Below are 24,425 nucleotides of genomic sequence, written 5' to 3'. Positions count from 1 at the left end.
TGGTTATTTTTATTATTCAGCCTTTATTATCATTTTAAATTCCTTCAGAATTTCACAATTTTTGTGAGTATATCTGTGGATAACTATAAAAAAACAAGGTGAATCAATCCAATTTAAGCGTGATTAATTTTTGTGCAATTGCTTTGCTTATATCTCTAATATTTTGAGAAAAAAGTACTTGAAATTTTGATTCAGAATTTTAAATTTCTCTATTCCCGTATTTGTGAGAATAAAGATAAATTTTTTAACGAATGTAATATCAGATATTTAGATTAATAATATCTGAATAACTTGAATATTAATTCAATTTTTCAATGCTAATTTCTGTAAATGGTGTAAAATTTAGATATTGAGATTTTTTTTAATATATTAGCCATGAGAACTGAAGAGTTTAATAAATGCCGTGAATTTCTTGAAGGGCAAATCATGCGAACTCCTGATAATAAAGAGTTGATTGCTACTTATCAAAAATTGCTCGAACTGAAAAGCATTTATGATACAGAAATTCATATATCAATGCTGGATAAAAAAGCCCGGAAAATGGAGTTTCAGCAACATGTTCAGACAAGTTTATCTTCAGGATCCAGTAGTACTGAAGATAATGCCGAGCTGAAAGATGGTAATTCCAAATATTCTGAACTACAACAAAATCAACCTAATTTGATGTCAAATCAAACAAACTGGTATAACTATCAGCGAATCAAGCATCATGATTTCGGAAATAGTTAATTAGTTTCACATGGTAGAGTATAAAAAATATGTCTATGATATGTATGTTAAAATTGTAAAATAAAAGTTTCATGATATCGACGCAAAACTTTTATTTTACATATCACAATTATTTGCTGTATCTTTTAAAAACTATAGTAAGAATTTAGTTTTTTTATAAGTAGATAATCTTTCGTATAGAGTAGTCATTTCTACTAATATTTTCTAGCTAAGACAGTCTATGCAGTTTTCTGCTATTTATCCCATTAAAGCATTAATATCAAAAATTTTTTTGATAATTGGCAGAAATATTGCCAACCAAGAATAGTGAAATGAGTGGTAAAAATTATTTATTTCATTATGCAATTTACTTAGACTTATTCTTATAAAATATTCTAATATTTTGGAAATAACTGTGATCAGCAGGTTAAAGGTTTTGCTTAAGGCTTATCAGTCTTTATCTTAGCTTTTTTACAATCTACTTTCCTTTTTAATGTGTAATTCAATGCAGTATTTTATTTTTTATCTTCGACTTTAAGCTAGATAAATGAAATTTGAATAAAATTATCGTAGTAATATATCCGTTTTATAATTATTTAGTCTGTTAAAGTTGATTAGCATAGGACGGCATGCCGTAAACGGTGCAGAAAGACTGCCTCTGCGCATCGTTGGGAGATTCTGGGTATAAGTGGTGCGCGTAGCTGACGGACATGATAGAAAGACAATGGCAAGTCTATAGTGCATCGGTAGGGAGAACGACTAGGCAGTTAACCTGAAGTTTCGTTGATCGAAGCTCGCGACAAGACCTGCTAACTTTGTAAATAAGTTTGAAGCAGTATATCGACCCATCGAACAGAGAAACAAGACTGCGAAGCCTTGCGCATTCATTAATCGAAGGTAAAGACGTTCCGCGAATGCGCCCTAGTCGTGATTGTGAACGATTCGCGCGAACCCAAGTACGCATGCAATGGAAATCGAAGCTTCAAACCTACGCTTAACCGATTACTGTCGAACCTATCGTAAAAATATTATGAAGTCCGATGTTATCACCGTGCTTAAATCTATATGGCAGACGAAGATTAAAGAGAGAACTACCTTCACGGGTGCATCGAAACCATCTTGGATTATGCAAAAGCGATGGAATACTGCGAAGATGACAACCTCGTCGCAGGGAAGAGAGCGCTAGGACCAATACTTGGCAAGGTAGGTTGAGAAGTGAAGGCGCAACTATCCTTATCCTACCGCGAAATCAGCATGTTTATTGTCGACTGCGTAAGCACGAAAACATGTCATCGCGCGCCAGCCATGAAAGCGAAATTGGGAATATAGCCGCGAACAGGTGAAGCAAGCAGGCCGTCCGGCGAAGGTGCGTGCGGCGATGCTCGAAAGCAATGACGTTGCCGGTGTCATCTTTCATTCGCGCGGCTTCCTTGTTTGCTTCAATGCCAAAACCCATTCGAAGTTTCGTTACGATACGATGAAAAGTTGGGTTTCAGACGTCAACAAGCGCATGACAGACAGCATCGCGCATCGGGAACTTGCGTTGAAGTTCGACAAGATCATCGGCAGCGTTCGCACCAGCTTCTACAACCCGACGCTTGCGGCGAAAGCTTCGACGCGCGTTCGCATCTGAATTCCCAGTGCCAAAGGGACTTCGCCCGGCCATTGCACCGGGCTTTTTTCATTACCACTCTTGAAGAGTGGGTATTTGGCCCCAAGTAAGAAAAAACTTGACAACCAGAAGGAGTTCTAGATGCCTGCGATCCAAAAAAATAACCTGAACTACACCGATTACAGTTGGACGGCTGTACCGGGCGACGATCCGAAGAAAAAGGTAGAAGACGCTGACCGCTTTAGCCGAAAGGAAGGCTATGAGGTGCTTGACCTGCTGAACTCGCTCAAAGGGGCAAACAACGTCGATCTTTCGGTTCGTACCCGCCAAATTTGCGAGTGGATGATCCACGAAAAATTGCCATCCAACATTCAGGGGCGCTCTAAAGTTATCAGTTGGATCGCGGCAAACTACTCGGGACTGTCCAGTCAGTACCCTTACTGATAGCAATAAAAGCGAGGATGTGGCACGTCCATCGACAAGAATGAAAAAGCCCACAACAGGCAATCTATTGTGGGCTTTTTTGTGGGGCAAAACCAAGAATGCAACTTAACCGCTTGATTTTATTGAATATCTGGCGGAAGCGGTGAGATTCGAACTCACGGAGGGCTATCAACCCTCGACGGTTTTCAAGACCGTTGCATTAAACCGCTCTGCCACGCTTCCGTCTTTGAAGATGCGCATAATAGACGATTAATACGGATTTGCCAAGTGTTTTGTATAAGCAAACAGCAAATTTCTGGTTAAATCGTTCATTTTATTTTTGATTAAATTTAGTGATGGCTGTTTTCTTCTCGCAGGAATACCCACTCTGATTCACTGGATGAAGCTTTATCATAATAATAGCCATCATAATCGAATTCTTTTAACTGTTCCGGATCTGTTAACTGATTTTCTGCCGCGAAGCGCATAAACAACCCTCGCGCACGCTTGGCATAAAAGCTGATAATTTTATATTTACCGTTTTTTTGATCTTTAAAAACAGGTGCAATAACAGGTACAGATATTTTTTTAGTATTTATTGCTTTGAAATATTCTTGTGACGCGAGATTAATAAGTACTTTATATTCTTCTGACTGTATATTCTGTTCAATGGTGTTGGTAATGATGTCTCCCCAGAAAGTATATAAATCTTTGCCGCGAGCATTTTTAAGTTTAATACTCATTTCTAAACGGTAGGGCTGAATTAAATCTAAAGGTTTAAGAACACCATATAAACCTGACAGAATAGACATATGTTGTTGCAAATAATCTAACGCAGATTCAGTTAAATGCAGCGCATCCAAGCCTTCATAAACGTCACCATTAAAAAGATATACAGCCTGTTTGGCGTTTTCAGGTGTAAAAGGGGGTTGCCAGTTATGATAACGTTCGGCATTTTGTAAAGCGAGTTTATCGGAGATACTCATAAGAGTAGCAATTTCGTGGGGAGCCAGTTGTTGTAGTAATGGCATCAATAGTTGTGCCTGATCCAAAAGTTTAGCTTGCGTATACTTTTTGGTAGGAATCTTTACTGTTTCATTTAATTTTTTTGCTGGTGAAATGACAAAATACATTTTTTATCCTTATTTTCAATTATTTTTTCCAAAATATATAAATTATCAAAATGCATGATAAACATATACCGAGGCACTACTATTTGCTTGATGTATGGGGCTTGAAATAAAGAATACTATATTCTTAATTTATAAAAGCCGGTTATTTGCACAATTATAAAAAAAGCGGCACAATTCTTTACTCAATATTTATAGATAAATTAAATAATCATGTCTACTTTACAATTGCATCCTGAAACTATCGCCATCCGGGGTGCTAAGGAACAAACTCCTTTCAATGAACACAATTCTGCACTGTTTCTGACCAGTAGTTTTATGTTTGAAAATGCAGAAACTGGCGCATCTTTATTTGCCGGTTCTACACAGGGTTATACTTATACACGTACTAATAATCCTACTGTTGCGGCTTTTCAGGCAAGGGTGGCTCAGCTCGAACAGGGAGAGGCTGGTCTGGCAACGTCTACAGGAATGGCTGCAATCAATGCTACTTTTCTTGCTCTGTTAAAAGCTGGCGATCATTTGGTAGCCAGTAAAAGTTTGTTTGGAACCACGATTGGATTACTGAATAATATTTTGCCACGTTTTGGGATTGAAGTGACACTGGTAAGTCAGACTGATATTACTGAATGGCAGTCCGCTATCCGTCCTAATACCAGAATGCTTTTTGTTGAAACGCCGTCTAATCCGCTGAATGAACTGGCTGATATTACTAAACTTGCAGAAATTGCACATAATAATCAGGCTATACTGGTTGTTGACAATAGTTTTTTATCGCCGGCTTTGCAACAGCCGTTGCGACTGGGGGCAGATTTATCAGTCGAGTCTGCTACCAAAGCGATTGATGGTCATGGGCGTGTAATGGGGGGAGTTATCTGCGGCAGTGCAACATTGGTAAATGAAATTTTTTTACATGTCCGTACTACCGGCGAAGTATTGTCACCTTTTAATGCGTGGATACTCCTAAGTGGTTTGGAGACTTTGTATATCCGAATGGAAAAGCAGTGCGCTAATGCGCTGGAAGTAGCTCAGTTTCTTTCAACGCAACCACAGGTAATAACGGTACATTATACTGGTCTGTCTAATCATCCGCAGAAATTACTGGTGCAAAAGCAACAGCAAGGTGGCGGAATTGTTGTAGCTTTTGAAGTTAAAGGTGGTGAAAAAGCTGCCTGGCAGGTAATTGACATGTTAACTCTGTTTAGTAAAACCGGAAATCTGGGCGATGTTAAATCAACTGTCACTCATCCATGGACGACTACACATGGCCGTATGCCTCCGGAAGCCAAGCTGGAAGCCGGAATTCAGCCCGGACTGATTCGCTTATCTGTCGGTTTGGAGCATGCCTCTGATTTGAAAGCTGATTTAGCTAATGCATTAAGTAAGATAAATATTTGATGTATTGAAAATAATTTTCAGATTAATTTAAACAGCTATTAGTGTATTGTATACATGGTATCTAATTATCATATAGTCAGTTAGTTTTATTTTACTATTGCATTGATAGCTGATTAGCTATATTTTATATAGAAACCCGATAATAAAAGGAAACCATAATGAGTAGCGATTTAATTGTTCATGTAGGTGATGGCAATTTTGATAAAGAAGTTTTGCAGGCGAATGTACCGGTACTACTGGATTTCTGGGCTCCATGGTGTGGGCCGTGCAAAATGATTGCGCCAATTCTGGACGAATTGGCTTCGGCTTATCAAGGTAAGCTGAAAATTGTAAAACTTAATGTAGATGAGAATCAGGATACTCCTGCTAAATTTAATGTTCGTGGTATACCCACATTAATGATATTTAAAGATGGTGCCAGTATTGCTACAAAAGTTGGAGCTTTGAATAAAGGACAACTGGAAGCATTTATCAATGCATCTATTTAATAATTTCTAACTAAATTAAGAATTATTTCGTGCTTTTGAAAGACTAAATCATATATAAGCCAAATAAATAGCTTAATATGATTCAGTTTTTCAAAAGCAAAATTTTTTATTATTTGTATTTATCTATTATTTTGTAGCTGGCAGGTTTTTCAAAATTTTCTCTAATCCATTAACTGCAAGTTTATTTGTATAAACTGAATAAATATTCTTATAATAAAGTTTTTTACTAGATTAATATAAAAATATATTTAATGTCTTATAATTTTATTATTTATTGAATTTAAATAATAATTAATCCATCACCAAAACATATAATACTATCGCTATCAATATTTATAATTCATAAAATATTTGTTTATGTATTAATCTTGAGCTTAATTAAAATTGTGTTTATAAAACTTCATTTAATACTTTTGTTCATGCTATGATGTTTTTTGTGTCCTGTGTAAATATGGTGTAAATCAAAAATCCGATAATTAGTGAAATATAGTTATATTTGTAAAATTGAACAGAATATTTTATTAATTTGACATTTTGAAAGCATAATATTGTTCTAATAATGCTTAAGTTTGATTAATGTTTTATTTTTTTGTTTAAATTAATGTAATTTAATTATATTTTTTCTTATTTTAAGTATTTGGGAACTTTATTGTGTACGTAACACGGGTTTTGTTAGAATGATTTTGTGATATTTCATTCGGAATTAAACGAAAGCGAGTACGCTATGAATCATAAATCCAATATGTCAGTTTCTCCACCAAATGCTGATCAATCCAGTGCATTAAATAAAACGTTTATAATTGCCTGGTTTATTTGTGCCATTTTTTATTTTGTACAATATGCATTGCGCTCGGCCCCAAGTATTATGCAGGCTGAAATTATAGACACTTTGCATATTTCTAAAGTTGAAATGGCTGGCATTATCGGTCTGTATTTTTATTCATATGCTTTCTTTGCGCTGGTATCAGGTGTGATGCTGGATCGTATCGGGCCGCGTTTTACTGCCTCGTTGGGTATTATTTTAGTTGCTATTGGTTGCGTACTATTCTGTTCCGGAACAGTTATTACTGCTCAATTCGGTCGATTCCTGCAAGGTGCAGGCTCCGGGCTTGCTTTTACCAGCGCGGTATTTCTGGCCACACGCGGTTTTCCGAAAAAATGGCTGGCAACTGCTGTCGGTATGACTCAGTGTTTCGGTATGCTTGGCGGATTTATGGGACAAGCTGTTGTATCGCCGATTATTAAAAATCAGGTGCTGACATGGCAGATGTTCTGGATAGTGGCTGCTGGTATACTGGTTGTAGTTTTCTTTGGTTCAGTGTTATCTACACCACGTACTCGTGAAGGTAAAATTGACTGGAGTGGTTTAAGCCATCCTTATATTGTGGTATTGAAAAATCCACAGTCTTACATTTGTGCTTTCATCGGTGCCATGATGTTCCTGCCTACCAATGTTGGTAATATTGCATGGGGAAATCAGTTTTTACAGGACGGACTGATTGCTAAAGATGATATAGCCTTACGTTTGGCAATGGTACCGCTAGGCTGGGTAATTGGTTGTCCGATTTTAGGTTATTTATCTGATGTAATTGGTCGCCGTAAGCCAGTTGTGATGGGTAGCCTTATTGCTATGGGCATTACTGGTGGTTTTATTGTTTACTTGCCTGATGTTATGCCGCCTTTTGTGATGGGTTTATTATTCGGTATTGCTTCCGGTGCGGCAATGATTCCTTATACGATGATTAAAGAAGTAAATCCTGATGAAGTTAAAGGTACAGCTACTGGTGTGATTAACTTTTTCGTATTTGTGATTAGTGCAATTATGACCAATATGTTTAATATTTTGATTGACCATCTGACAAAAGCAGAAGGTCAGCTGAATTTGAAAGTTTTCCAAACTGCTGACTATGTTTTTGTAGGTGGTTTGATTCTTGCATTTATCATGACAATGTTTGTTCGTGAAACCGGCAGTCAGGCTAAAAAATAATGTTTGAGCGGATATAAAAATCGGCTTTAAATTTAAAACGGCTACTTTATGTAGCCGTTTACTTTTATATATTCTAAGTCAGAAAATTATTGGACTAAAGAAAATTCAGTCCCAGTTTAAGTCCGGATTTTGAGCAATAACTGCTTTGAACTGAGCGATAATATTGGCTAAAGCTTGCTGATTATCAGCTTCAAAGCGTAATACTAGTACAGGAGTGGTATTGGAAGCTCTCATCAGGCCGAATCCATCTTTAAATTCCACACGCAGTCCGTCTATAGTGATGCGCTCAATCTCATTTTCAAATCGTGCATTTTGTGCCAGACTAGAAATAATTTCATGTCCGGTTTGTCCAGCCGGAACTGCAATATTCAGTTCTGGTGTAGAAACTCCTTCAGGTAGATCATTCAAAACAGCAGAAGGATTTTCATGTCTGGATAAAATTTCCAGCATACGTGCACCGGCATATAATCCGTCGTCAAAGCCTAGCCAGCGTTCTTTGAAGAATACGTGACCACTCATTTCACCTGCTAATAATGCATTGTGTTCTTTGATTGCTGCTTTGATAAAACTGTGACCAGTTTTGCTCATGATAGCTTCACCACCATGCTGTTCAATCCAGGGTTTTAATAATCTGGTGGATTTTACATCATAGATAATTTTTGCTTGCGGATTGCGTGCGAGAACATCAGCAGCAAAAAGCATTAGCTGACGGTCAGGATAGATAATCCGTCCATCTTTTGTTACAACACCAAGGCGGTCACCATCTCCATCAAAAGCTAGTCCGATTTCGGCATCGCTTTTTTGCAATACCTGAATTAAATCCTGTAAATTGGCGGGTTTAGCCGGGTCAGGATGATGATTGGGAAAATTGCCATCTACTTCGCAAAATAATTCCTGTACTTCACAGCCCAGAGCGCGATATAAATCGCCGGCATAGGCTCCAGCCACACCGTTTCCGGCATCAATAACAATTTTCATTGGTCGCCGGAGCTGAACATGATTAGTTATATAATTAATATATTCTGATGCAATAGGTAAGGAAACAACATTACCAGTATGTTCAGATTGAGCGGCAAGCTCGTCGGATTCGATAATTTTACGTAAAGCCTGAATATCATCTCCAGCCAGAGTAGTTCCAACCAGCATCATTTTAAAGCCATTATAGTCGGGCGGATTGTGACTGCCTGTAATCATGATGCCGCTGCCTTGGCAATGTTCAACAGCTGCAAAATACAGCATTGGTGTGGCAACCATACCTATATCGATTACATTGATACCACAGGCAGTAATGCCCTGAATCAGACTTGTTGCCAGAATCGGACCGGACAAACGGCCGTCACGTCCTATTGCAATCTGATCAACTCCTTTGCTGAGGGCTATTGTGGCAATAGCACGGCCAATCAGTTCGGCAGTATCTTTATTCAGTGAAACATCTACGATGCCGCGGATATCATATGCTTTGAATATGCCGGCATCTATCTGTTTGGTATTCATGTGTTTTTTCCTTGTTTGTTCCTGTATTTGGATCGAGGTATGTTTATATTTTATTGGTATTTGAAGATAAAACCGGAATATTGGTGCAACAATTAAGCTTTATTGCCGGGTGTAGGTAAACCAAAATGACTATAACTTAATTCAGTGGCCATGCGTCCTCGCGGCGTGCGCTGTAAGAATCCTTGCTGAATTAAATAAGGCTCGATAACATCTTCGATGGTATCAGTTGATTCACCAATTGCTGCGGCAATATTATCCAAGCCGACAGGTCCGCCTGAAAATTTGTATAAAATTGCTTCCAGATATTTACAGTCCATAACATCCAGTCCGGACTGGTCAATATCCAGCATTTTTAAAGCCGCATCTGCTGTAACAGCATTTATTTCACCCTGATGTTTTACTTCTGCATAATCTCGTACGCGTCTGAGCAGACGATTAGCGATACGCGGTGTACCGCGACTGCGTCTGGCTATTTCTGCCGCTCCGGTATTATCAATTTTGAGTTGCAGAAGCTGAGCCGATCGGCTCACAATCGTAGTTAAATCTGCATTATTATAAAATTCCAGACGTGAAACTATACCGAAACGATCTCGCAATGGGTTTGTTAACATGCCGGCGCGTGTAGTTGCTCCGACCAGAGTAAATGGCGGAAGATCGATTTTAACTGAACGCGCAGCGGGTCCTTCACCAATCATGATATCCAGCTGATAATCTTCAAGTGCCGGATACAATATCTCTTCTACTACAGGATTCAGCCGGTGAATTTCATCAATGAAAAGTACATCATGCGGTTCCAGATTGGTAAGCAGTGCGGCCAGATCGCCTGCGCGTTCGAGTACAGGTCCCGATGTCTGACGTAAATTGACCCCAAGTTCATGAGCAATAATATGTGCCAGAGTGGTTTTACCAAGTCCCGGCGGACCAAACAATAAAGTATGATCCAGAGCTTCGTGCCGTATTTTTGCTGCCTGAATGAATATTGAAAGCTGCTCTTTGGATTTGTGCTGACCTATATAATCTGATAACGCACGCGGACGTAGAGCTCGTTCGAGTAGCTCTTCCTGGGCTGAAGCAGTCTGCGGGCTGATGACGCGTTGTGGCTGTGCGCCTGATAGTTGATCTGTTTGTAACATGAGTAAATAAAAAAATAAATTATATCAATATTGAACTGAAACCTGAGTAAATGGAAAACAGACTAAGTAAAGTTATGATTTTAAACAGATGTGCACATGCTGGTAAAAACCTGAAAATATTCAGGAAAGGTCTTATTGACACATTGCGGATCATCAATATAGACAGGCGTGCCAAGTAAGCTAATAAGTGAAAAACACATGGCCATTCTGTGGTCATCATAAGTGCTAATATGAATATCTGAATGTAATTTTACCGGTGGTGTAATGCTGATGCTGTCTTCAGTCTCTAATACTGTGGCACCTAATTTACGTAATTCACAAGCCATGGCATTGATTCGATCAGTTTCTTTAACACGCCAGCTGGCAATATTGCGAATATGACAGGTACTTTTGCTGGCAAGAGCGACGATAGCCAGTGTCATAGCTGCGTCAGGGATATTATTAGCATCAATATCAAAAGGCAGAATGTTCTGATGTGGGGCACGGGATATTTCAATAAATTGTTTACCCCAGTGTACAGTTGCTCCGATTTTTTCAAGCTCTTGCACAAATGCTACATCACCTTGAATACTTTGATTGTCTATGCCATTGACACGAATAGGTTTTCCTGAAATTAAGCCGGCAGCAAGAAAGTAGGAAGCACTGGATGCATCTCCTTCCACATAAATTTGAGCCGGAGCATGGTAACGTTGTCCTGCATTCAGTCTGAATGTCTGATAATGATCATGTTCAACGTCTACTCCAAACTGTTTGAGCAGATTCAGAGTAATTGCGATATAAGGTTTAGAAATTAATTCACCTGTAACTTCGATAGTATACTTTTTACCTGTTAATGGTAGAGCAATGAGTAATGCAGTTAAAAACTGGCTGGAAACACTACCTTTAACACTAATATGATCAGTATTCTGTTGCCGGATTTCATGAATTTGTAATGGCGGAAAGCCATTTTGTCCTTTATACTCAATCTCGGCGCCTGTCATTCGCAATGCATTAACCAAATCGCCGATAGGACGTTCATGCATACGATTTACACCATGTAAATAATATTCACCGCCTGTTATCGCCAGTACTGCTGTTAATGGTCTGAATGCAGTACCTGCATTACCAAGAAATAAATCGGCTTTCTGTTTAGGAAAGTTACCCTGACATCCATATATTCTGATATTTAAACCAGAGTTAGTACTGTCTACGGGAAGATGTTCAATTCTAACGCCAAGTGTTTTCAGTGCTTCCAGCATATAGCGGGTGTCATCTGAATCAAGTAAATCATAAATTTCACTGACATTATCTGCCAATGCAGCAAGGAGTAAGGTGCGGTTGCTAATACTTTTGGAACCGGGCAGATTAATACTGGCAGGATGACAGGTACAGGCTTTTAAATGCAAGGTCTTCATGTATAAATTGGTAAATTTGAGGTATTTGATTGAAAGTTTATCAGTTAATTGTACTGTGGGATATGCATATCAATCGCAAACAGGATAAATATACATAAAATCGGGAACCATGAAGGAGTATAATTTAGCTGAGCAGCAGTAATATTGGTTATAATAGCAAATATATTAATATATTAATTTAGTAAGTATAAATATGAATTTTGATTGGCGCTGGTCTAAACCCAGTACAGTTTGGTTATTAATGATACTGGCTGTTCCTTTTGTTCAGCAATTACATATCAATCCTGACTGGGTATCCTATGTAGAAAATACACAAACCATTTTTCTGCTATTTTGTTTTTTATTTACTTTACTTTCAACTTTATGCAGTGGTTTAAAAGGAAAAGAAAAAGCATTCTGGCTCTGGGCATCATTATGGTGGCTGGTATTGCTGGGTCGTGATCAGAACTGGGGCAGGCAAACTTTTTCTGGATATTCTCATGCTGTATATCATGGAATTGCTGCTGTACTGATTTTAGGTCTGATTTTAATGTTGCTGTGGCCGCGGCTACGTGCAGGAATCCAGTATTATTACCACCAACCATTTCCTGTATGGAATTTCCTTTTGGCTGCAGCCGGCTTTCTGCTGGCTGATGCAATTGAACGTGGTCGCTGGATTGCACAGTTTATTTTGTTAAATCCGGTTTATGATGATATGCTTGAAGAATTGTATGAATGTCCGTTTATGCTTGCATTATTTACTGTCTCTGCAGTATTGCAATGGCGAACAATTATGCAGATGAAAAGATCTTTAAAGCAGATTAAGGTGTAATATTTCATTGATTCAGATAAAAATTGAGCCATCAGAGTTTGCTAACCAGTCTGATGGCTCATTAGTTTTTGATATAAATGATATCAGTTTGTGTTTAAAACGAATTTTATGATATATAAATATAATTTAGAACAATCTATAAGGCTGAAAAGAGCTTGTTAAAAGGTACTAATATGGTTGCAATACAATCAGAACCGCGATTAAAAGTAATTGCAATTGATGGTCCCAGTGCATCTGGAAAAGGAACGGTAGCAGCACGGGTGGCAGCTATTTTGTCCAGAGATTATCTGGATTCAGGGGCGCTTTATCGGTTAACTGCACTATATGCCCAGCAACAGGATATAAGCTGGCATAACGAACATGAAGTGGCTGCTCTTGCACAAGAACTTCCGGTAGTTTTCAAGAATGATTCGATTATTCTGAATGATAAGGATGTAACTTCAGCTATACGGACAGAAAGTATTGGCATGGGTGCATCTGCTATTGCGGCACTGCCTGAAGTACGGACTGCATTGTTACAACGTCAGCGAGATTTTTTAACTCCAAGAGGACTGGTTGCTGACGGAAGAGATATGGCTTCTGTTGTTTTTCCACAAGCCGAACTCAAAATATTTCTTACAGCCAGTGCACAAGTACGGGCGCAGCGGCGGGCTTTGCAGTTAGGTCTGGCTGTTGATGGTCCGGATTTTGTGCAAATTCTTACTGATATTGAAAAACGTGATCAGGCGGATCGTCAGCGTACTGTAGCACCGCTTAAGCCAGTCAGTGATGCAAAAATTTTAGACACTTCCTCTCTTAATATTGAAGAAAGTGTGAAAAAAGTACTTGATTGGTATCGAAAAATCTAAAATTAGGTTATAATTAAACTTTTTGTACTAACATTCTTAGCATTTCAACATTTGAAAATGTTTGAATTTTGTACTAAATAATTGTTTTACATGTTTTTATACTGACAGGCTTGTGATAGATGCCGGCAGTAATTATATGATTTGACTGGCACAGTCAGGGTGTGCCGGTTTTGATTAACTAACTTTTGTATCCCCTGACGATACCTGTTTGAGAACATAAATATATGACTATGGAAAATTTTGCCCAGTTGCTGGAAGAAAGTTTCACCTTGCAAGAGATGAATCCCGGCGAAGTCATCACCGCAGAAGTTGTTGCCATAGACAATAATTTCGTCACTGTGAATGCCGGTCTGAAGTCAGAATCTCTGATTGATGTGAGCGAGTTCAAAAATGCAGCGGGCGAGATTGAAGTTAAGGTTGGCGATTTTGTCACCGTAACTATTGAATCTGTGGAAAACGGTTTTGGTGAAACCAAGCTGTCACGTGAAAAAGCCAAACGTGCTGCTGACTGGATCAAGCTGGAAGAAGCCATGGAAAATGGTGAAATTCTGTCTGGCGTGATTAATGGTAAAGTCAAAGGCGGTCTGACTGTGATGATTAACAGCATCCGTGCATTCCTGCCCGGTTCGCTGGTTGATGTACGTCCGGTTAAAGATACCTCTCACTTTGAAGGCAAGGAAATTGAATTCAAAGTAATCAAACTGGATAAACGCCGTAACAATGTTGTGGTTTCACGCCGTGCTGTTCTGGAAGAAACTCTTGGTGAAGAACGCAAAGCCTTACTGGAAAACCTGAAAGAAGGTTCAGTAGTGAAAGGTATTGTGAAAAACATTACCGATTACGGTGCTTTCGTTGATCTGGGTGGTATCGACGGTCTGCTGCATATTACTGATCTGGCATGGCGCCGTGTTAAACATCCAAGCGAAGTGCTGGAAGTTGGTCAGGAAGTTGAAGCTAAAGTATTGAAGTTTGATCAGGAACGCAGCCGCGTTTCTCTGGGCCTGAAACAGCTGGGTGAAGATCCGTGGAATGGTCTGGCCCGTCGTTATCCGCAGGGTACCCGTCTGTTTGGTAAAGTTACCAATCTGACTGATTATGGTGCATTTGTGGAAATCGAGCAGGGCATCGAAGGTCTGGTACATGTTTCTGAAATGGACTGGACTAATAAGAATGTTCATCCAAGCAAAGTAGTTCAGATGGGTGATGAAGTAGAAGTGATGATTCTTGAAATTGATGAAGATCGTCGCCGCATCTCTCTGGGTATGAAACAATGTCAGGCTAACCCATGGCAGGAATTCGAATCCAACCATGAAAAAGGCGATAAAATCAAAGGCGTTGTGAAATCCATTACTGACTTTGGTGTATTTGTCGGCTTGCCTGGCGGTATCGATGGTCTGGTTCATCTTTCTGATCTGTCATGGACTGACGGTGGCGAAGAAGCTGTACGTCAGTTCAAGAAAGGTGAAGAAGTTGAAGCTGTAGTTCTGGCCATTGATGTTGACAAAGAACGTATTTCTTTGGGTGTAAAACAGCTGGCTGGCGATCCGTTCAGCAACTATGTCAGCGTAAATGACAAAGGCAGCATCGTAACCGGTAAAGTGAAATCACTGGATGCTAAAGGTGCTGTTATCGCATTGGCTGATGATGTTGAAGGCTATCTGCGCGCATCAGAAGTTTCAAATGATCGTGTTGAGGATATTCGCAATGTCCTGAAAGAAGGCGATGATGTTGAAGCTGTGATTACTACGGTAGATCGGAAAAATCGCAATATCAATCTGTCTATTAAAGCTAAGGATGCTCAGGAAAGCAGTGCTGCTATGCGTTCGTTGTCTACTAACAACAATGCTTCAGCCGGTACTACCAGCCTGGGTGATTTGTTAAAAGCTAAATTATCTGGTGAAAGCGAATAAGCGGTTATGACGAAGTCGGAATTAATGATTCGCCTGGCGGAATTATATACTGCTAATAATGATAGTACTGTATTAAATGCTAAGGACGTTGAGCAAAGTATTAAGATTCTTGTTGATACGATGACTCGAGCTTTAGCTAAAGGTCAGCGAATTGAAATTCGTGGATTTGGTAGCTTTGATTTAAATCACCGTCCAGCTCGTGTTGGACGTAATCCTAAAACAGGTGAAAAGGTGTCAGTACCGGAAAAATATGTACCGCACTTCAAACCTGGTAAGGAATTACGTGAACGTGTTGACAAAGCTCTCGTATCTAAAGATAAATAATTCTGTTTTATTTTAGATAGACGTTAACGCCGCAGTTTCTGCGGCGTATTTTTATTTTATGGTGGTCGGATGTTAAGTAGGTGTGCTAAGGTTACGTCTTTTAACTTTTGCTAAATACAATTCTGACATCTAGAAGAAATCAATTATATGGCCACATCAGTCTTTGTTGCTCCCGAATTTAATAATCAAAGTCCTCTTACTTGGTATCAGGCTGCAGAACAGCAACCCGGATTCATACATGATGCAGCTCAGTTACGTGCAATTAAACAACTGGACAGACTCTGGACAGAGTTGATGATGTTTAAACGTAAACGAAACCGCTTTCTCGGTCGTAGTCTGCGTTCGCCGCGCGCACCAAAAGGTTTGTATATGTATGGCGGAGTCGGGCGTGGCAAAAGTTTTTTAATGGATGTTTTTTTTGGATGTTTACCATATCGGCGCAAACGCAGGGTACATTTCCATGCTTTTATGGCAGAAGTACAGGAACGATTAAAAGATCATCATAGTCAGACTAATCCATTAAGTGCAGTCGCACAGGATATTGCTCGTGAAGTAAGAGTGTTGTGTTTTGATGAATTTCATGTCAGTGATATCGCTGATGCTATGATCTTGGGAAGATTACTTGAGGGCTTATTTGAGCAGGGTGTGGTTATGGTGGCTACGTCCAATTACGCTCCGTCTGAGCTTTATCCGCAAGGTCAGAATCGTTCCAGTTTTTTGCCTACTATTGCACTAATTGAAAAAGAGCTGACTATTTTAAATGTAGATGGCGGTGAAGATTATCGAATGCGAACATTAAAGCCGGCAGATATATTCTATATACCAGCAGATGCAAGCAGTGAACAAAAATTAACAGAGTTATTTCACAAAATTAATGGTGAACAGGAAATTACTGGCGGAGAAATTGAAATACTTGGGCGTAAATTACCGTACAAAGCAATTTCTGATACAACAATCTGGTTCGACTTCAATACATTATGCTGTGGTCCGCGCTCACAAAATGATTATCTGGAACTGGCAAAAAAATTTCGCGTATTAATTTTGTCAGACATACCCAAAATGGGATCTGGTCAGATGGCTGAAGCACGGCGGCTTACCTGGTTAATTGATGTTTTATATGATTATCGTATTAAGCTATGTGCCAGTTGCGAGGTCGCTATAGACGATATCTATACAGACGGCGATTTCGCCAACGAGTTTACTCGTACAGCCAGCCGTCTTACAGAAATGCGTTCAGAAGAATATTTAACTTTACCTCATTTAACACTTGATAGTGAAAATGCAAGTATAGGAAAAGATATTAAATAAGACTGAATTTTGTTAAAATGACAAGATATGTTTTTTGAAACAATTTTGCGGCAAAAAATTAGTATATTCAATATTTATGGAAACAAATATGACTATCGAGCGCACATTATCTATTGTTAAACCTGATGCAGTTGCTAAAAACGTTATCGGACAGATTTACAGCCGTTTTGAAAATAACGGGCTGAAAATTGTTGCTGCTAAAATGAAACATTTGTCTCAAGCTGAGGCTGAAGGTTTTTATGCTGTTCATAAGGAACGTCCGTTTTTTGCAGATCTGGTAAGTTTTATGATTAGCGGACCAGTGATGATTCAGGTGCTGGAAGGTGAAAATGCAGTCGCCAAAAATCGAGAATTAATGGGTGCAACTAACCCTAAAGAAGCCGCTGCAGGCACAATTCGTGCTGATTTCGCTGATTCAATTGATGCCAATGCTGTTCATGGCTCAGACAGCCTTGAAAATGCAGCTATTGAAATTGCATATTTTTTTGCAGCCGATGAGCTATGTGCTCGTTAATACTGTAAATAAATTTACTGAACTTAGTCCACCTGTACAGGTGGACTAATTTGTATAAATACAAGTAGGAGAAATAAAGTGTCTGATTTTTTTAATTTATCTGTTTTGAAATCGCTTCCGGTTCAGAAGTTTAATGAAACTAAACCATTTCCAAATCATTTATTTAAGGAAATATTACTACCCGAAGCATTTAATGAATTGTATAACAATTTTCCCAGTCTGGATCTATTTGAAAAGCATGTGAACAGACCGCGCGGAAAAAGCGGGCAGCGGCCTCATAATCGATACTATCTGGCATTTGAAAAATCTATCTATCATAAAAATGATCAGTCCGGACTTGGCGTAACCAAAATTGAGCAGTTGCCGAATGTATGGCAGGAATTTGTACGTGAGGTACAAACATCGGAGCCTTATCTGGAGTTTTTAAATCGTTATTTAAATCTTGATGAATATACTATTCGTTATGCATGGCATGTAGGTGAAACTGGTTCTGAAGTTTCACCGCACTGTGATAGTCTTGATAAAATCGGTACACACATTTTTTATTTCAATACTTCAGCCGACTGGGAAATTGAATGGGGCGGTTCCATTTTAGCTCTTGGCGGTAAAAAAACAGATAAAACGAATCCTGATATCAGTGATTTTGAAACGGTAGAAGGTTTTGATATCCGCGATAACAGCAGTTTTTTATTTAAAAATACTTCCGACGGATGGCATGCTACTGAAGTTTTGACTTGTCCTCCAAACCACTATCGTCGTTTATTTAATGTCATTGTTCAGAAAAAGAAAACGGAAAAACCACTGAAAAAAATATGGCATTATCTGTCTGGTAAAAATTAAAGAATTGTATAGATTGTTGAATAAAGTTGTATTATCAGCATAATAGAATGACTGAAAACCAGTTATTACTATTTATTGCTTACTTAATGTATTACCCTGATGAAGACCAATTTGCTAAATTTTGACTTACCCGGTTTAACTGCCCATTTTGCTCAAATGGGAGAGAAGCCTTTTCGCGCCAGACAAGTGATGCGCTGGATGCACTTAGGCGGAATAGCCGATTTTACAGATATGACTGATCTGGCTAAATCTTTGCGTCATAAATTACTGGATAATGCGGAAGTAAAAGTACCGGATTTACTGATTGAGCAAAAATCAGCTGATGGTACATGCAAATGGTTGCTTGATGTTGGTACTGGTAATGGTGTGGAAACGGTTTTTATACCGGAAGATACCCGGGGTACGTTATGTATTTCTTCGCAAATAGGCTGTGCATTGGAATGCATGTTTTGCTCTACCGGCAGACAGGGTTTTAACCGCAATCTGACCACAGCAGAGATTATCGGGCAGTTATGGTGGGCTAACAAAGCCCTTGGTGTTACGCCTAAGGATGAAAGAGTAATTTCCAATGTGGTTATGATGGGAATGGGCGAGCCATTAGCCAATTTTGATAATGTGGTGACAGCATTAAGTATCATGCTGGATGACCACGGCTATGGTTTATCACGTCGTCGTGTAACTGTATCAACCTCTGGTATGGTACCCCAGATGGATCGCCTGAAAGAAGTTATGCCTGTAGCATTAGCTATTTCACTGCATGCTTCTAATGATCAGGTGCGTGATAAACTCATTCCATTGAATAAGAAATATCCGCTTAACCAGTTAATGGCTGCATGTCAGCGTTATCTGGTAAAAGCACCGCGTGATTTTATTACCTTTGAGTATATTATGCTGAAAGGTATTAATGATGCTCCCGAACATGCGCGTGAATTAATCGCTCTGGTTAAAGATGTGCCGTGTAAATTTAATCTGATACCGTTTAATCCGTTTACCAATTCGGGGTTTGAGCGTTCAACAAATGAACGTATCCGTGTATTTCGTGAAATTTTGCAGGAAGCAGGTTTTGTAGTAACAGTCAGAAAAACCCGTGGTGATGATATTGATGCAGCATGTGGTCAGCTTGCGGGAAAAGTAAAAGATAAAACGCAGCGACAACAAAAGTGGCAACTTGTACAGGGATGATTCGATGAAAAAATTGGGGTTAACTCTATTATGTGCACTGGTATTATCAGCCTGTGCTACTGAGACTATGAACAAAAAACCGACAGCGGCACAGCGAGCCAGAGAGGTAGCACAGATTAAAACTCAGCTGGCGGTAGAGTATTTGAAAAATCAAAATTACCGTCAGGCTGTTGAAGCAATTGATGAAGCGATAAAAAATAATAGTAGTTCACTTGATGCATGGTTGATACGCGCTCAGATATGGCAGTATTTAAAAGAACCGGCAAAAGCAGAAGAGAGTTTTCAGCGTGCTTTGTCATTAGCATCAGATAGTGCAGAAGTAAATAATAACTATGGCTGGTTTGTGTGTGATGTTTTGAAAAAGCCGAATGCATCATTAGCTTATTTTGATAAAGCTTTGGCTGATCCGACTTATCCTACACCGGAAATTGCCCAGTTCAATAAAGGTATTTGCAGTAGCCGAATGGGGCAGTATCAGCTGGCTAACAGCTATTTTGAACGATCTTTGGCAGCTAATCCGAATTTTATTGCTGCAAAGAAAGAAATGGCTCGTAATAATTTGCTGGCAGGTAATGCTTCGGATGCCAATTATCTGTTTAAGCAGTATCAGAGTCAGATAAATAACTTATCTGCTGATGATTTATTATTGGGGTGGAGAATTGCAAGATCTTTGGGTAATATGCAGGCCGCTTACGAATATGAAGCACAACTGCGTAATAATTTCCCTTATTCTGCTGAGTTAGAGCAGGTTTCTACAGGAAAATTCTGATGAATGAGCAAACCAAAAACCCCGAGTCCAGCCCAAATGCAGCAGTTACTCTGGGAACATTACTTTCACAGGCACGAAAACAGAAAGGACTGTCTGTAGGTGAAGTTGCCGAACGTTTAAAACTGCCGGCACGGCAAATTGAGGCAATGGAAAGCGGTAGCTATAAAGGTTTGCCAGAAGCTGTATTCATCAAAGGCTTTTTAAGCTCATATGCCCGTTTGCTCGAAGTAGATGAAAAAGAACTGAAGCAATATTTTCAGCAGATTTTTCCTGCTGCCAGTCACTTGTCAACTTCAGACAGCAATAAAGTCGTTTCTGCAGATCTTGATTTCAAAGGTAAGCCGCAGCGTCGTCATTTTCCACGCTGGCTGATTGTTGTATTAGTAGTAATTTTAATTAGTGCAGTGGTATATGCATGGCAGACTAAATCTACCTCTGAAAATGCCAGACAAACTGCTACGGCCGGTCAGGAAGTATCTGTGCAAACAGCTTCTATTAGTGATATCGCTGCCAGCAATATTCGTGTTGTACCGATGACGGACAATGAACACACCGGTTCCCAGCCTGTTACCGAAGTTACTGCCGCCAGTCAGTCTGCTAGTACAAGCAATACTACAGATACGCAGGTTTCTCAGCCTGCTGTATCAGCTTCAGATACACTGGTAATAAAACTTGAAAACAGAAGTTGGTTGCAGGTAAGTGATAAAAATGGCAAGGTGCTCATCAGTCAGGTGGTAGATGCCGGTAGTACACATCAGTTTAGCGGGGCTGCTCCGTACAAAGTAATACTTGGTTATACCCCTGGTGCCAGTATCCGGTTTGCCGGAAAAGATATCGCTATTGAACAAAACAAGAAAAGAACCGCAGCAATGACGGTAGGTGGAAATTGAAATGACCTTGGCTGGAGTACGAAGGAAAACCCATCAGGTAAAAATTGATCATGTAGTTATCGGATCTGAAGCACCCGTCAGAGTACAGTCTATGACTAACACTGATACTGCTGATGCGGAACAAACAGCCATTCAGGTAAAAGCACTGGCAGATGCCGGTTCCGAACTGGTTCGGATTACAGTTAACTCACCTCAGGCGGCGGCCAGAGTATCTGAAATTCGCCAGCGTCTGAATGACATGGGCTGTAATGTCCCCTTAGTTGGTGATTTTCATTTTAATGGCGATCGCCTGCTTAAAGATTATCCGGATTGTGCAACAGCACTTTCAAAATACCGGATTAACCCGGGTAATGTGGGTAAAGGGGTGAAGGGCGATGAAAAATTTGCTTTCATGATTCATACAGCAGCAGAGCACAATAAAGCTGTTCGCATCGGAGTAAACTGGGGCTCGCTGGATCAGGCTCTTGCAAAGCGCATGATGGACAATAATCTGGCTTTAGCAACTCCTCAGCCTGCAGAATCAGTTATGAAAGAAGCATTGATTGTTTCTGCACTGGAATCTGCGCAAAAGGCAGAAAGTCTTGGTTTACCGGCTGACCGGATTATATTGTCTTGTAAAGTATCTAATGTACAGGATTTAATAGAGGTTTATCATAACCTTGCTTCCCGTTGTATGTATCCGCTGCATCTTGGTTTAACCGAAGCAGGAATGGGGAGTAAAGGTATCGTAGCGTCTACTGCGGCTTTGGCTATTTTATTGCAACAGGGTATAGGTGATACCATTAGAGTATCGCTTACTCCTGAGCCGGGAAGTGCACGGACACAGGAAGTAGTGGTTGCTCAGGAAATCCTGCAAACTATGGGATTGCGTTCTTTTACGCCGCTGGTAACAGCGTGTCCCGGATGCGGACGTACAACCAGTACCGTGTTTCAGGAACTAGCGCGGGATATTCAGCAGTATTTGCGTGAAAAAATGCCAGTATGGCGGCTGCAATATCCGGGTGTTGAAAATCTCAATGTAGCGGTTATGGGTTGTGTTGTTAACGGGCCTGGTGAAAGTAAACTCGCCGACATTGGCATATCTTTGCCCGGTACGGGTGAAACACCTGTTGCTCCTGTATATGTGGATGGCGAGCGCAAAACCACCTTAAAAGGCGAACATATGGCTGAAGAGTTTCTGGCCTTAGTAGAAGAATATATTCAGACCAATTATGGTGAGCAGGGTAAAAAGCGGGAAACAGCGAAAGTGATTCCGATTACGGCTTTATAAGATAAATATACTGTTATAGCTGTCAGCAGCTAATATAGTTTAATAGGGATATACAAATTAATTAATATGGGTCAGAAAATCCAGGCCGTTAAGGGCATGAATGATTTACTGCCAGTAGAGCAGAAAGATTTTAAACTGACATCTGCACTCTGGCAGGCGTTTGAAGACGTAGTGGTCGCATGGACACGCAGTTTTGGTTACAACCAGATTCGTACACCGGTTGTTGAGCAAACTGGTTTGTTTGTACGTTCAATAGGTGAAGAAACCGATGTTGTGGGCAAAGAAATGTATACATTTGCCGATTCCAACGACAAACTCAGCCTGAGCCTGCGGCCGGAAGGTACAGCCTCCTGTCTGCGTGCAGTTGTGGAGCACAACTTACTTTATAATAGTCCGCAAAAATTATGGTATATGGGGCCGATGTTCAGACGGGAGCGCCCACAAAAAGGGCGGTATCGTCAGTTTCATCAAGTTGGTGTTGAAGCATTAGGATTTAACGGCCCTGATGTAGATGCCGAGCTGATTGCCATGACTGCTAATCTCTGGGAACGGCTGGGTATTCGGGAATACCTCACACTTGAATTAAATACTCTGGGTAATCAGCAGGAGCGTACTGCTCACCGTACTGCACTAATTGCTTATTTACAACAGCATGAAGCCATTCTGGATGAGGATAGCCGGCGTCGTATGCATACTAATCCGTTGCGTGTGCTGGATACCAAAAATCCCGATTTACAGGCAATGGCGAATGCTGCGCCACGTCTTATAGATTATCTGGGCGCAGAATCACTTGCACACTATAATACTTTAAAAAATATGCTGGACGGGCTGGGTATCACATATGTAGAAAACCCGCGTCTGGTTCGCGGTCTGGATTACTATAATCTGACCGTATTTGAATGGACGACAACTAAACTTGGCGCACAGGCAACTGTATGCGGTGGTGGTCGTTACAACGGGCTGATTGAAGAGCTTGGCGGTAAACCAGCGCCGGCTATTGGCTTTGCATTGGGTATTGAACGTCTATTACTGCTTGTACAGGAATTTGGCAAACTGCATATTAACAATGTGCCTGATGTATATATCATGCATCAGGGAGAAGGAAGCAGTCTGATTGCCATGCAGCATGCCGCATTATTACGGGCAGCAGGTTTGAATGTTTATTTACACTGTGGTGATCAGAGTCTGAAAGCCCAATTGAAAAAAGCTGATGCCAGTGGTGCTGCAATAGCAGTAATCGTTGCTCAGGAAGAGCAATTAAACAATACCTTAACGCTTAAGAATTTGAGTTCTCATGAACAACAGACTGTTGCTGCCGAAGCAGCTTTACAGTTGATCCAACAATGGAAGAATGCATAATGGTTGTACATATTCAGGATGAACAGGAAGTTGCAAATTTCAAATATTTCTGGCAACGCTGGGGACGCTGGATTTTTGCTATACTGGTTATATTGTCATTGGCATATCTGGGTTATGTGCTGTATCAAAGTCATTTACGCAGTAATAATGAAAAAGCAGCAGAAGTATTTGATACATTTATTTCTCAGGCTAGTGCCAATAATTTGACTGAGAGTAAAAAAGCACTTGTACAATTACAGGAAAAATATCCTGATACCATGAATGCAACTCAGGCTACACTGATGATGGCCGGTTCAGCATTTGATGATGGTAAATATGATGAAGCCATCCGCCATTTGCAATGGGTTAAAGCCAGACAGCATGATGACTTATTGCAAACAATCATTGCGCAACGGCTGGCTACCGTATATTTACAGCAAGGTAAATACAATGAAGCATTACAGGCGCTGGATGTAAAAGTAACCAATGAATTAAAGCCGGTTCTGCTTGAAACCAAAGGTGATGTTTTACAGGCACAGAAGAAAAATACTGAAGCCGTTGCTGCCTACCAGCAAGCTTTGAATTTATTATCAAAAGATTCAGTACAACGCGAAGTCATCCAAATGAAAATAAGCAGTTTGAGTTAATCAATGC

The 24,425-nt window shown here is 39.9% G+C and carries 23 protein-coding genes and 1 tRNA gene; 19 read left to right on the top strand and 5 right to left on the bottom strand.

Annotated elements, in window-relative coordinates; genetic code table 11:
* Positions 1 to 426 precede the first annotated feature (426 nt).
* The 3 genes from SALWKB2_RS06260 to SALWKB2_RS06255 all read left to right on the top strand — a co-directional run bounded on the left by SALWKB2_RS06260 (position 427) and on the right by SALWKB2_RS06255 (position 2,764).
* Entirely contained in the window at positions 427 to 729 is a 303-nt protein-coding gene (locus SALWKB2_RS06260) for a hypothetical protein (RefSeq protein ID WP_038648885.1), read from the top strand.
* A gap of 1,318 nt (positions 730 to 2,047) precedes the next feature.
* Entirely contained in the window at positions 2,048 to 2,341 is a 294-nt protein-coding gene (locus tag SALWKB2_RS12195; RefSeq protein ID WP_084585071.1) for a hypothetical protein, read from the top strand.
* A 120-nt stretch (positions 2,342 to 2,461) separates the two neighbouring features.
* Complete coding sequence (locus SALWKB2_RS06255; protein WP_025330823.1) at positions 2,462 to 2,764, top strand: hypothetical protein; 303 nt, start codon at positions 2,462 to 2,464, stop codon at positions 2,762 to 2,764.
* A gap of 131 nt (positions 2,765 to 2,895) precedes the next feature.
* Here SALWKB2_RS06255 and SALWKB2_RS06250 read toward each other — a convergent pair.
* Positions 2,896 to 2,986, bottom strand: a tRNA-Ser gene (locus SALWKB2_RS06250).
* A gap of 107 nt (positions 2,987 to 3,093) precedes the next feature.
* The gene (yaaA, locus tag SALWKB2_RS06245) at positions 3,094 to 3,876 is read right to left on the bottom strand and encodes a peroxide stress protein YaaA (RefSeq protein ID WP_025330822.1); all 783 of its coding nucleotides are present in this window, start codon (positions 3,874 to 3,876) and stop codon (positions 3,094 to 3,096) included.
* Between the two features lie 210 nt (positions 3,877 to 4,086).
* Here yaaA and SALWKB2_RS06240 point away from each other — a divergent pair, with 210 nt between their 5' ends.
* From SALWKB2_RS06240 to SALWKB2_RS06230, 3 genes are all read left to right on the top strand, one after another.
* On the top strand, positions 4,087 to 5,271 hold the full coding sequence (locus tag SALWKB2_RS06240) for an O-succinylhomoserine sulfhydrylase (RefSeq protein WP_025330821.1): 1,185 nt from the start codon (positions 4,087 to 4,089) through the stop codon (positions 5,269 to 5,271).
* Between the two features lie 158 nt (positions 5,272 to 5,429).
* Positions 5,430 to 5,759, top strand: coding sequence for a thioredoxin TrxA (trxA, locus tag SALWKB2_RS06235; protein ID WP_025330820.1), 330 nt, complete (start codon positions 5,430 to 5,432; stop codon positions 5,757 to 5,759).
* Between the two features lie 724 nt (positions 5,760 to 6,483).
* The gene (locus tag SALWKB2_RS06230) at positions 6,484 to 7,746 is read left to right on the top strand and encodes an MFS transporter (protein ID WP_025330819.1); all 1,263 of its coding nucleotides are present in this window, start codon (positions 6,484 to 6,486) and stop codon (positions 7,744 to 7,746) included.
* A 105-nt stretch (positions 7,747 to 7,851) separates the two neighbouring features.
* Here the strand turns inward: SALWKB2_RS06230 and SALWKB2_RS06225 are convergent, their stop codons facing one another.
* From SALWKB2_RS06225 to aroA, 3 genes are all read right to left on the bottom strand, one after another.
* Complete coding sequence (locus SALWKB2_RS06225) at positions 7,852 to 9,240, bottom strand: phosphomannomutase/phosphoglucomutase (protein ID WP_025330818.1); 1,389 nt, start codon at positions 9,238 to 9,240, stop codon at positions 7,852 to 7,854.
* Positions 9,241 to 9,332: 92 nt separating this feature from the next.
* Positions 9,333 to 10,373: a Holliday junction branch migration DNA helicase RuvB gene (gene ruvB, locus SALWKB2_RS06220; protein ID WP_025330817.1), complete on the bottom strand. Its 1,041-nt coding sequence runs from the start codon at positions 10,371 to 10,373 to the stop codon at positions 9,333 to 9,335.
* 80 nt (positions 10,374 to 10,453) lie between these two features.
* A complete protein-coding gene (gene aroA / locus SALWKB2_RS06215; RefSeq protein WP_038648882.1) occupies positions 10,454 to 11,767 on the bottom strand; it encodes a 3-phosphoshikimate 1-carboxyvinyltransferase in 1,314 nt (437 codons plus the stop codon).
* A 193-nt stretch (positions 11,768 to 11,960) separates the two neighbouring features.
* Between aroA and SALWKB2_RS06210 the strand changes: the two genes are divergently transcribed.
* The 13 genes from SALWKB2_RS06210 to SALWKB2_RS06150 all read left to right on the top strand — a co-directional run bounded on the left by SALWKB2_RS06210 (position 11,961) and on the right by SALWKB2_RS06150 (position 24,418).
* On the top strand, positions 11,961 to 12,578 hold the full coding sequence (locus SALWKB2_RS06210; RefSeq protein WP_025330815.1) for a hypothetical protein: 618 nt from the start codon (positions 11,961 to 11,963) through the stop codon (positions 12,576 to 12,578).
* 173 nt (positions 12,579 to 12,751) lie between these two features.
* Positions 12,752 to 13,426, top strand: a complete 675-nt coding sequence (cmk, locus tag SALWKB2_RS06205; protein WP_025330814.1) for a (d)CMP kinase — start codon at positions 12,752 to 12,754, stop codon at positions 13,424 to 13,426.
* A gap of 224 nt (positions 13,427 to 13,650) precedes the next feature.
* On the top strand, positions 13,651 to 15,336 hold the full coding sequence (gene rpsA / locus SALWKB2_RS06200; RefSeq protein ID WP_025330813.1) for a 30S ribosomal protein S1: 1,686 nt from the start codon (positions 13,651 to 13,653) through the stop codon (positions 15,334 to 15,336).
* Positions 15,337 to 15,342: 6 nt separating this feature from the next.
* On the top strand, positions 15,343 to 15,660 hold the full coding sequence (locus SALWKB2_RS06195; protein WP_037395076.1) for an integration host factor subunit beta: 318 nt from the start codon (positions 15,343 to 15,345) through the stop codon (positions 15,658 to 15,660).
* 147 nt (positions 15,661 to 15,807) lie between these two features.
* Positions 15,808 to 16,968: a cell division protein ZapE gene (gene zapE / locus SALWKB2_RS06190; RefSeq protein WP_025330811.1), complete on the top strand. Its 1,161-nt coding sequence runs from the start codon at positions 15,808 to 15,810 to the stop codon at positions 16,966 to 16,968.
* 88 nt (positions 16,969 to 17,056) lie between these two features.
* Positions 17,057 to 17,482, top strand: a complete 426-nt coding sequence (gene ndk / locus SALWKB2_RS06185) for a nucleoside-diphosphate kinase (RefSeq protein ID WP_025330810.1) — start codon at positions 17,057 to 17,059, stop codon at positions 17,480 to 17,482.
* A gap of 78 nt (positions 17,483 to 17,560) precedes the next feature.
* Complete coding sequence (locus SALWKB2_RS06180) at positions 17,561 to 18,322, top strand: hypothetical protein (protein ID WP_025330809.1); 762 nt, start codon at positions 17,561 to 17,563, stop codon at positions 18,320 to 18,322.
* A gap of 99 nt (positions 18,323 to 18,421) precedes the next feature.
* Positions 18,422 to 19,504 carry a 23S rRNA (adenine(2503)-C(2))-methyltransferase RlmN gene (gene rlmN / locus SALWKB2_RS06175; protein WP_025330808.1) on the top strand — a complete coding sequence of 361 codons (1,083 nt, stop codon included), beginning with the start codon at positions 18,422 to 18,424 and terminating at the stop codon, positions 19,502 to 19,504.
* Between the two features lie 4 nt (positions 19,505 to 19,508).
* On the top strand, positions 19,509 to 20,273 hold the full coding sequence (gene pilW / locus SALWKB2_RS06170) for a type IV pilus biogenesis/stability protein PilW (RefSeq protein ID WP_025330807.1): 765 nt from the start codon (positions 19,509 to 19,511) through the stop codon (positions 20,271 to 20,273).
* Positions 20,273 to 21,163: a RodZ domain-containing protein gene (locus SALWKB2_RS06165; protein WP_025330806.1), complete on the top strand. Its 891-nt coding sequence runs from the start codon at positions 20,273 to 20,275 to the stop codon at positions 21,161 to 21,163. The genes pilW and SALWKB2_RS06165 overlap by 1 nt, the downstream gene beginning before the upstream one ends.
* 1 nt (position 21,164) lies before the next feature.
* Positions 21,165 to 22,433, top strand: coding sequence for a flavodoxin-dependent (E)-4-hydroxy-3-methylbut-2-enyl-diphosphate synthase (ispG, locus tag SALWKB2_RS06160; protein WP_025330805.1), 1,269 nt, complete (start codon positions 21,165 to 21,167; stop codon positions 22,431 to 22,433).
* 66 nt (positions 22,434 to 22,499) lie between these two features.
* The gene (gene hisS / locus SALWKB2_RS06155; protein ID WP_025330804.1) at positions 22,500 to 23,792 is read left to right on the top strand and encodes a histidine--tRNA ligase; all 1,293 of its coding nucleotides are present in this window, start codon (positions 22,500 to 22,502) and stop codon (positions 23,790 to 23,792) included.
* Positions 23,792 to 24,418, top strand: a complete 627-nt coding sequence (locus SALWKB2_RS06150) for a YfgM family protein (protein WP_025330803.1) — start codon at positions 23,792 to 23,794, stop codon at positions 24,416 to 24,418. Before hisS ends, SALWKB2_RS06150 begins: the two co-directional genes overlap by 1 nt.
* The last annotated feature ends 7 nt before the right edge of the window (positions 24,419 to 24,425 follow it).

Source organism: Snodgrassella alvi wkB2 (assembly GCF_000600005.1).
GTDB classification, from domain to species: Bacteria; Pseudomonadota; Gammaproteobacteria; order Burkholderiales; family Neisseriaceae; genus Snodgrassella; species Snodgrassella alvi.
Note: the sequence above shows the minus strand (reverse complement) of the source record. Positions and strands in the feature narration are given on the sequence as shown.

Bases quoted from the DNA above. Each gene is read 5' to 3' on its own strand.
- SALWKB2_RS06260 (WP_038648885.1), top strand. From the start codon at position 427: ATGCGAACTCCTGATAATAAAGAGTTGATTGCTACTTATCAAAAATTG.
- SALWKB2_RS06255 (WP_025330823.1), top strand. From the start codon at position 2,462: ATGCCTGCGATCCAAAAAAATAACCTGAACTACACCGATTACAGTTGG.
- yaaA (WP_025330822.1), bottom strand. From the start codon at position 3,876: ATGTATTTTGTCATTTCACCAGCAAAAAAATTAAATGAAACAGTAAAG.
- SALWKB2_RS06240 (WP_025330821.1), top strand. From the start codon at position 4,087: ATGTCTACTTTACAATTGCATCCTGAAACTATCGCCATCCGGGGTGCT.
- trxA (WP_025330820.1), top strand. From the start codon at position 5,430: ATGAGTAGCGATTTAATTGTTCATGTAGGTGATGGCAATTTTGATAAA.
- SALWKB2_RS06230 (WP_025330819.1), top strand. From the start codon at position 6,484: ATGAATCATAAATCCAATATGTCAGTTTCTCCACCAAATGCTGATCAA.
- SALWKB2_RS06225 (WP_025330818.1), bottom strand. From the start codon at position 9,240: ATGAATACCAAACAGATAGATGCCGGCATATTCAAAGCATATGATATC.
- ruvB (WP_025330817.1), bottom strand. From the start codon at position 10,373: ATGTTACAAACAGATCAACTATCAGGCGCACAGCCACAACGCGTCATC.
- aroA (WP_038648882.1), bottom strand. From the start codon at position 11,767: ATGAAGACCTTGCATTTAAAAGCCTGTACCTGTCATCCTGCCAGTATT.
- SALWKB2_RS06210 (WP_025330815.1), top strand. From the start codon at position 11,961: ATGAATTTTGATTGGCGCTGGTCTAAACCCAGTACAGTTTGGTTATTA.
- cmk (WP_025330814.1), top strand. From the start codon at position 12,752: ATGGTTGCAATACAATCAGAACCGCGATTAAAAGTAATTGCAATTGAT.
- rpsA (WP_025330813.1), top strand. From the start codon at position 13,651: ATGACTATGGAAAATTTTGCCCAGTTGCTGGAAGAAAGTTTCACCTTG.
- SALWKB2_RS06195 (WP_037395076.1), top strand. From the start codon at position 15,343: ATGACGAAGTCGGAATTAATGATTCGCCTGGCGGAATTATATACTGCT.
- zapE (WP_025330811.1), top strand. From the start codon at position 15,808: ATGGCCACATCAGTCTTTGTTGCTCCCGAATTTAATAATCAAAGTCCT.
- ndk (WP_025330810.1), top strand. From the start codon at position 17,057: ATGACTATCGAGCGCACATTATCTATTGTTAAACCTGATGCAGTTGCT.
- rlmN (WP_025330808.1), top strand. From the start codon at position 18,422: ATGAAGACCAATTTGCTAAATTTTGACTTACCCGGTTTAACTGCCCAT.
- pilW (WP_025330807.1), top strand. From the start codon at position 19,509: ATGAAAAAATTGGGGTTAACTCTATTATGTGCACTGGTATTATCAGCC.
- SALWKB2_RS06165 (WP_025330806.1), top strand. From the start codon at position 20,273: ATGAATGAGCAAACCAAAAACCCCGAGTCCAGCCCAAATGCAGCAGTT.
- ispG (WP_025330805.1), top strand. From the start codon at position 21,165: ATGACCTTGGCTGGAGTACGAAGGAAAACCCATCAGGTAAAAATTGAT.
- hisS (WP_025330804.1), top strand. From the start codon at position 22,500: ATGGGTCAGAAAATCCAGGCCGTTAAGGGCATGAATGATTTACTGCCA.
- SALWKB2_RS06150 (WP_025330803.1), top strand. From the start codon at position 23,792: ATGGTTGTACATATTCAGGATGAACAGGAAGTTGCAAATTTCAAATAT.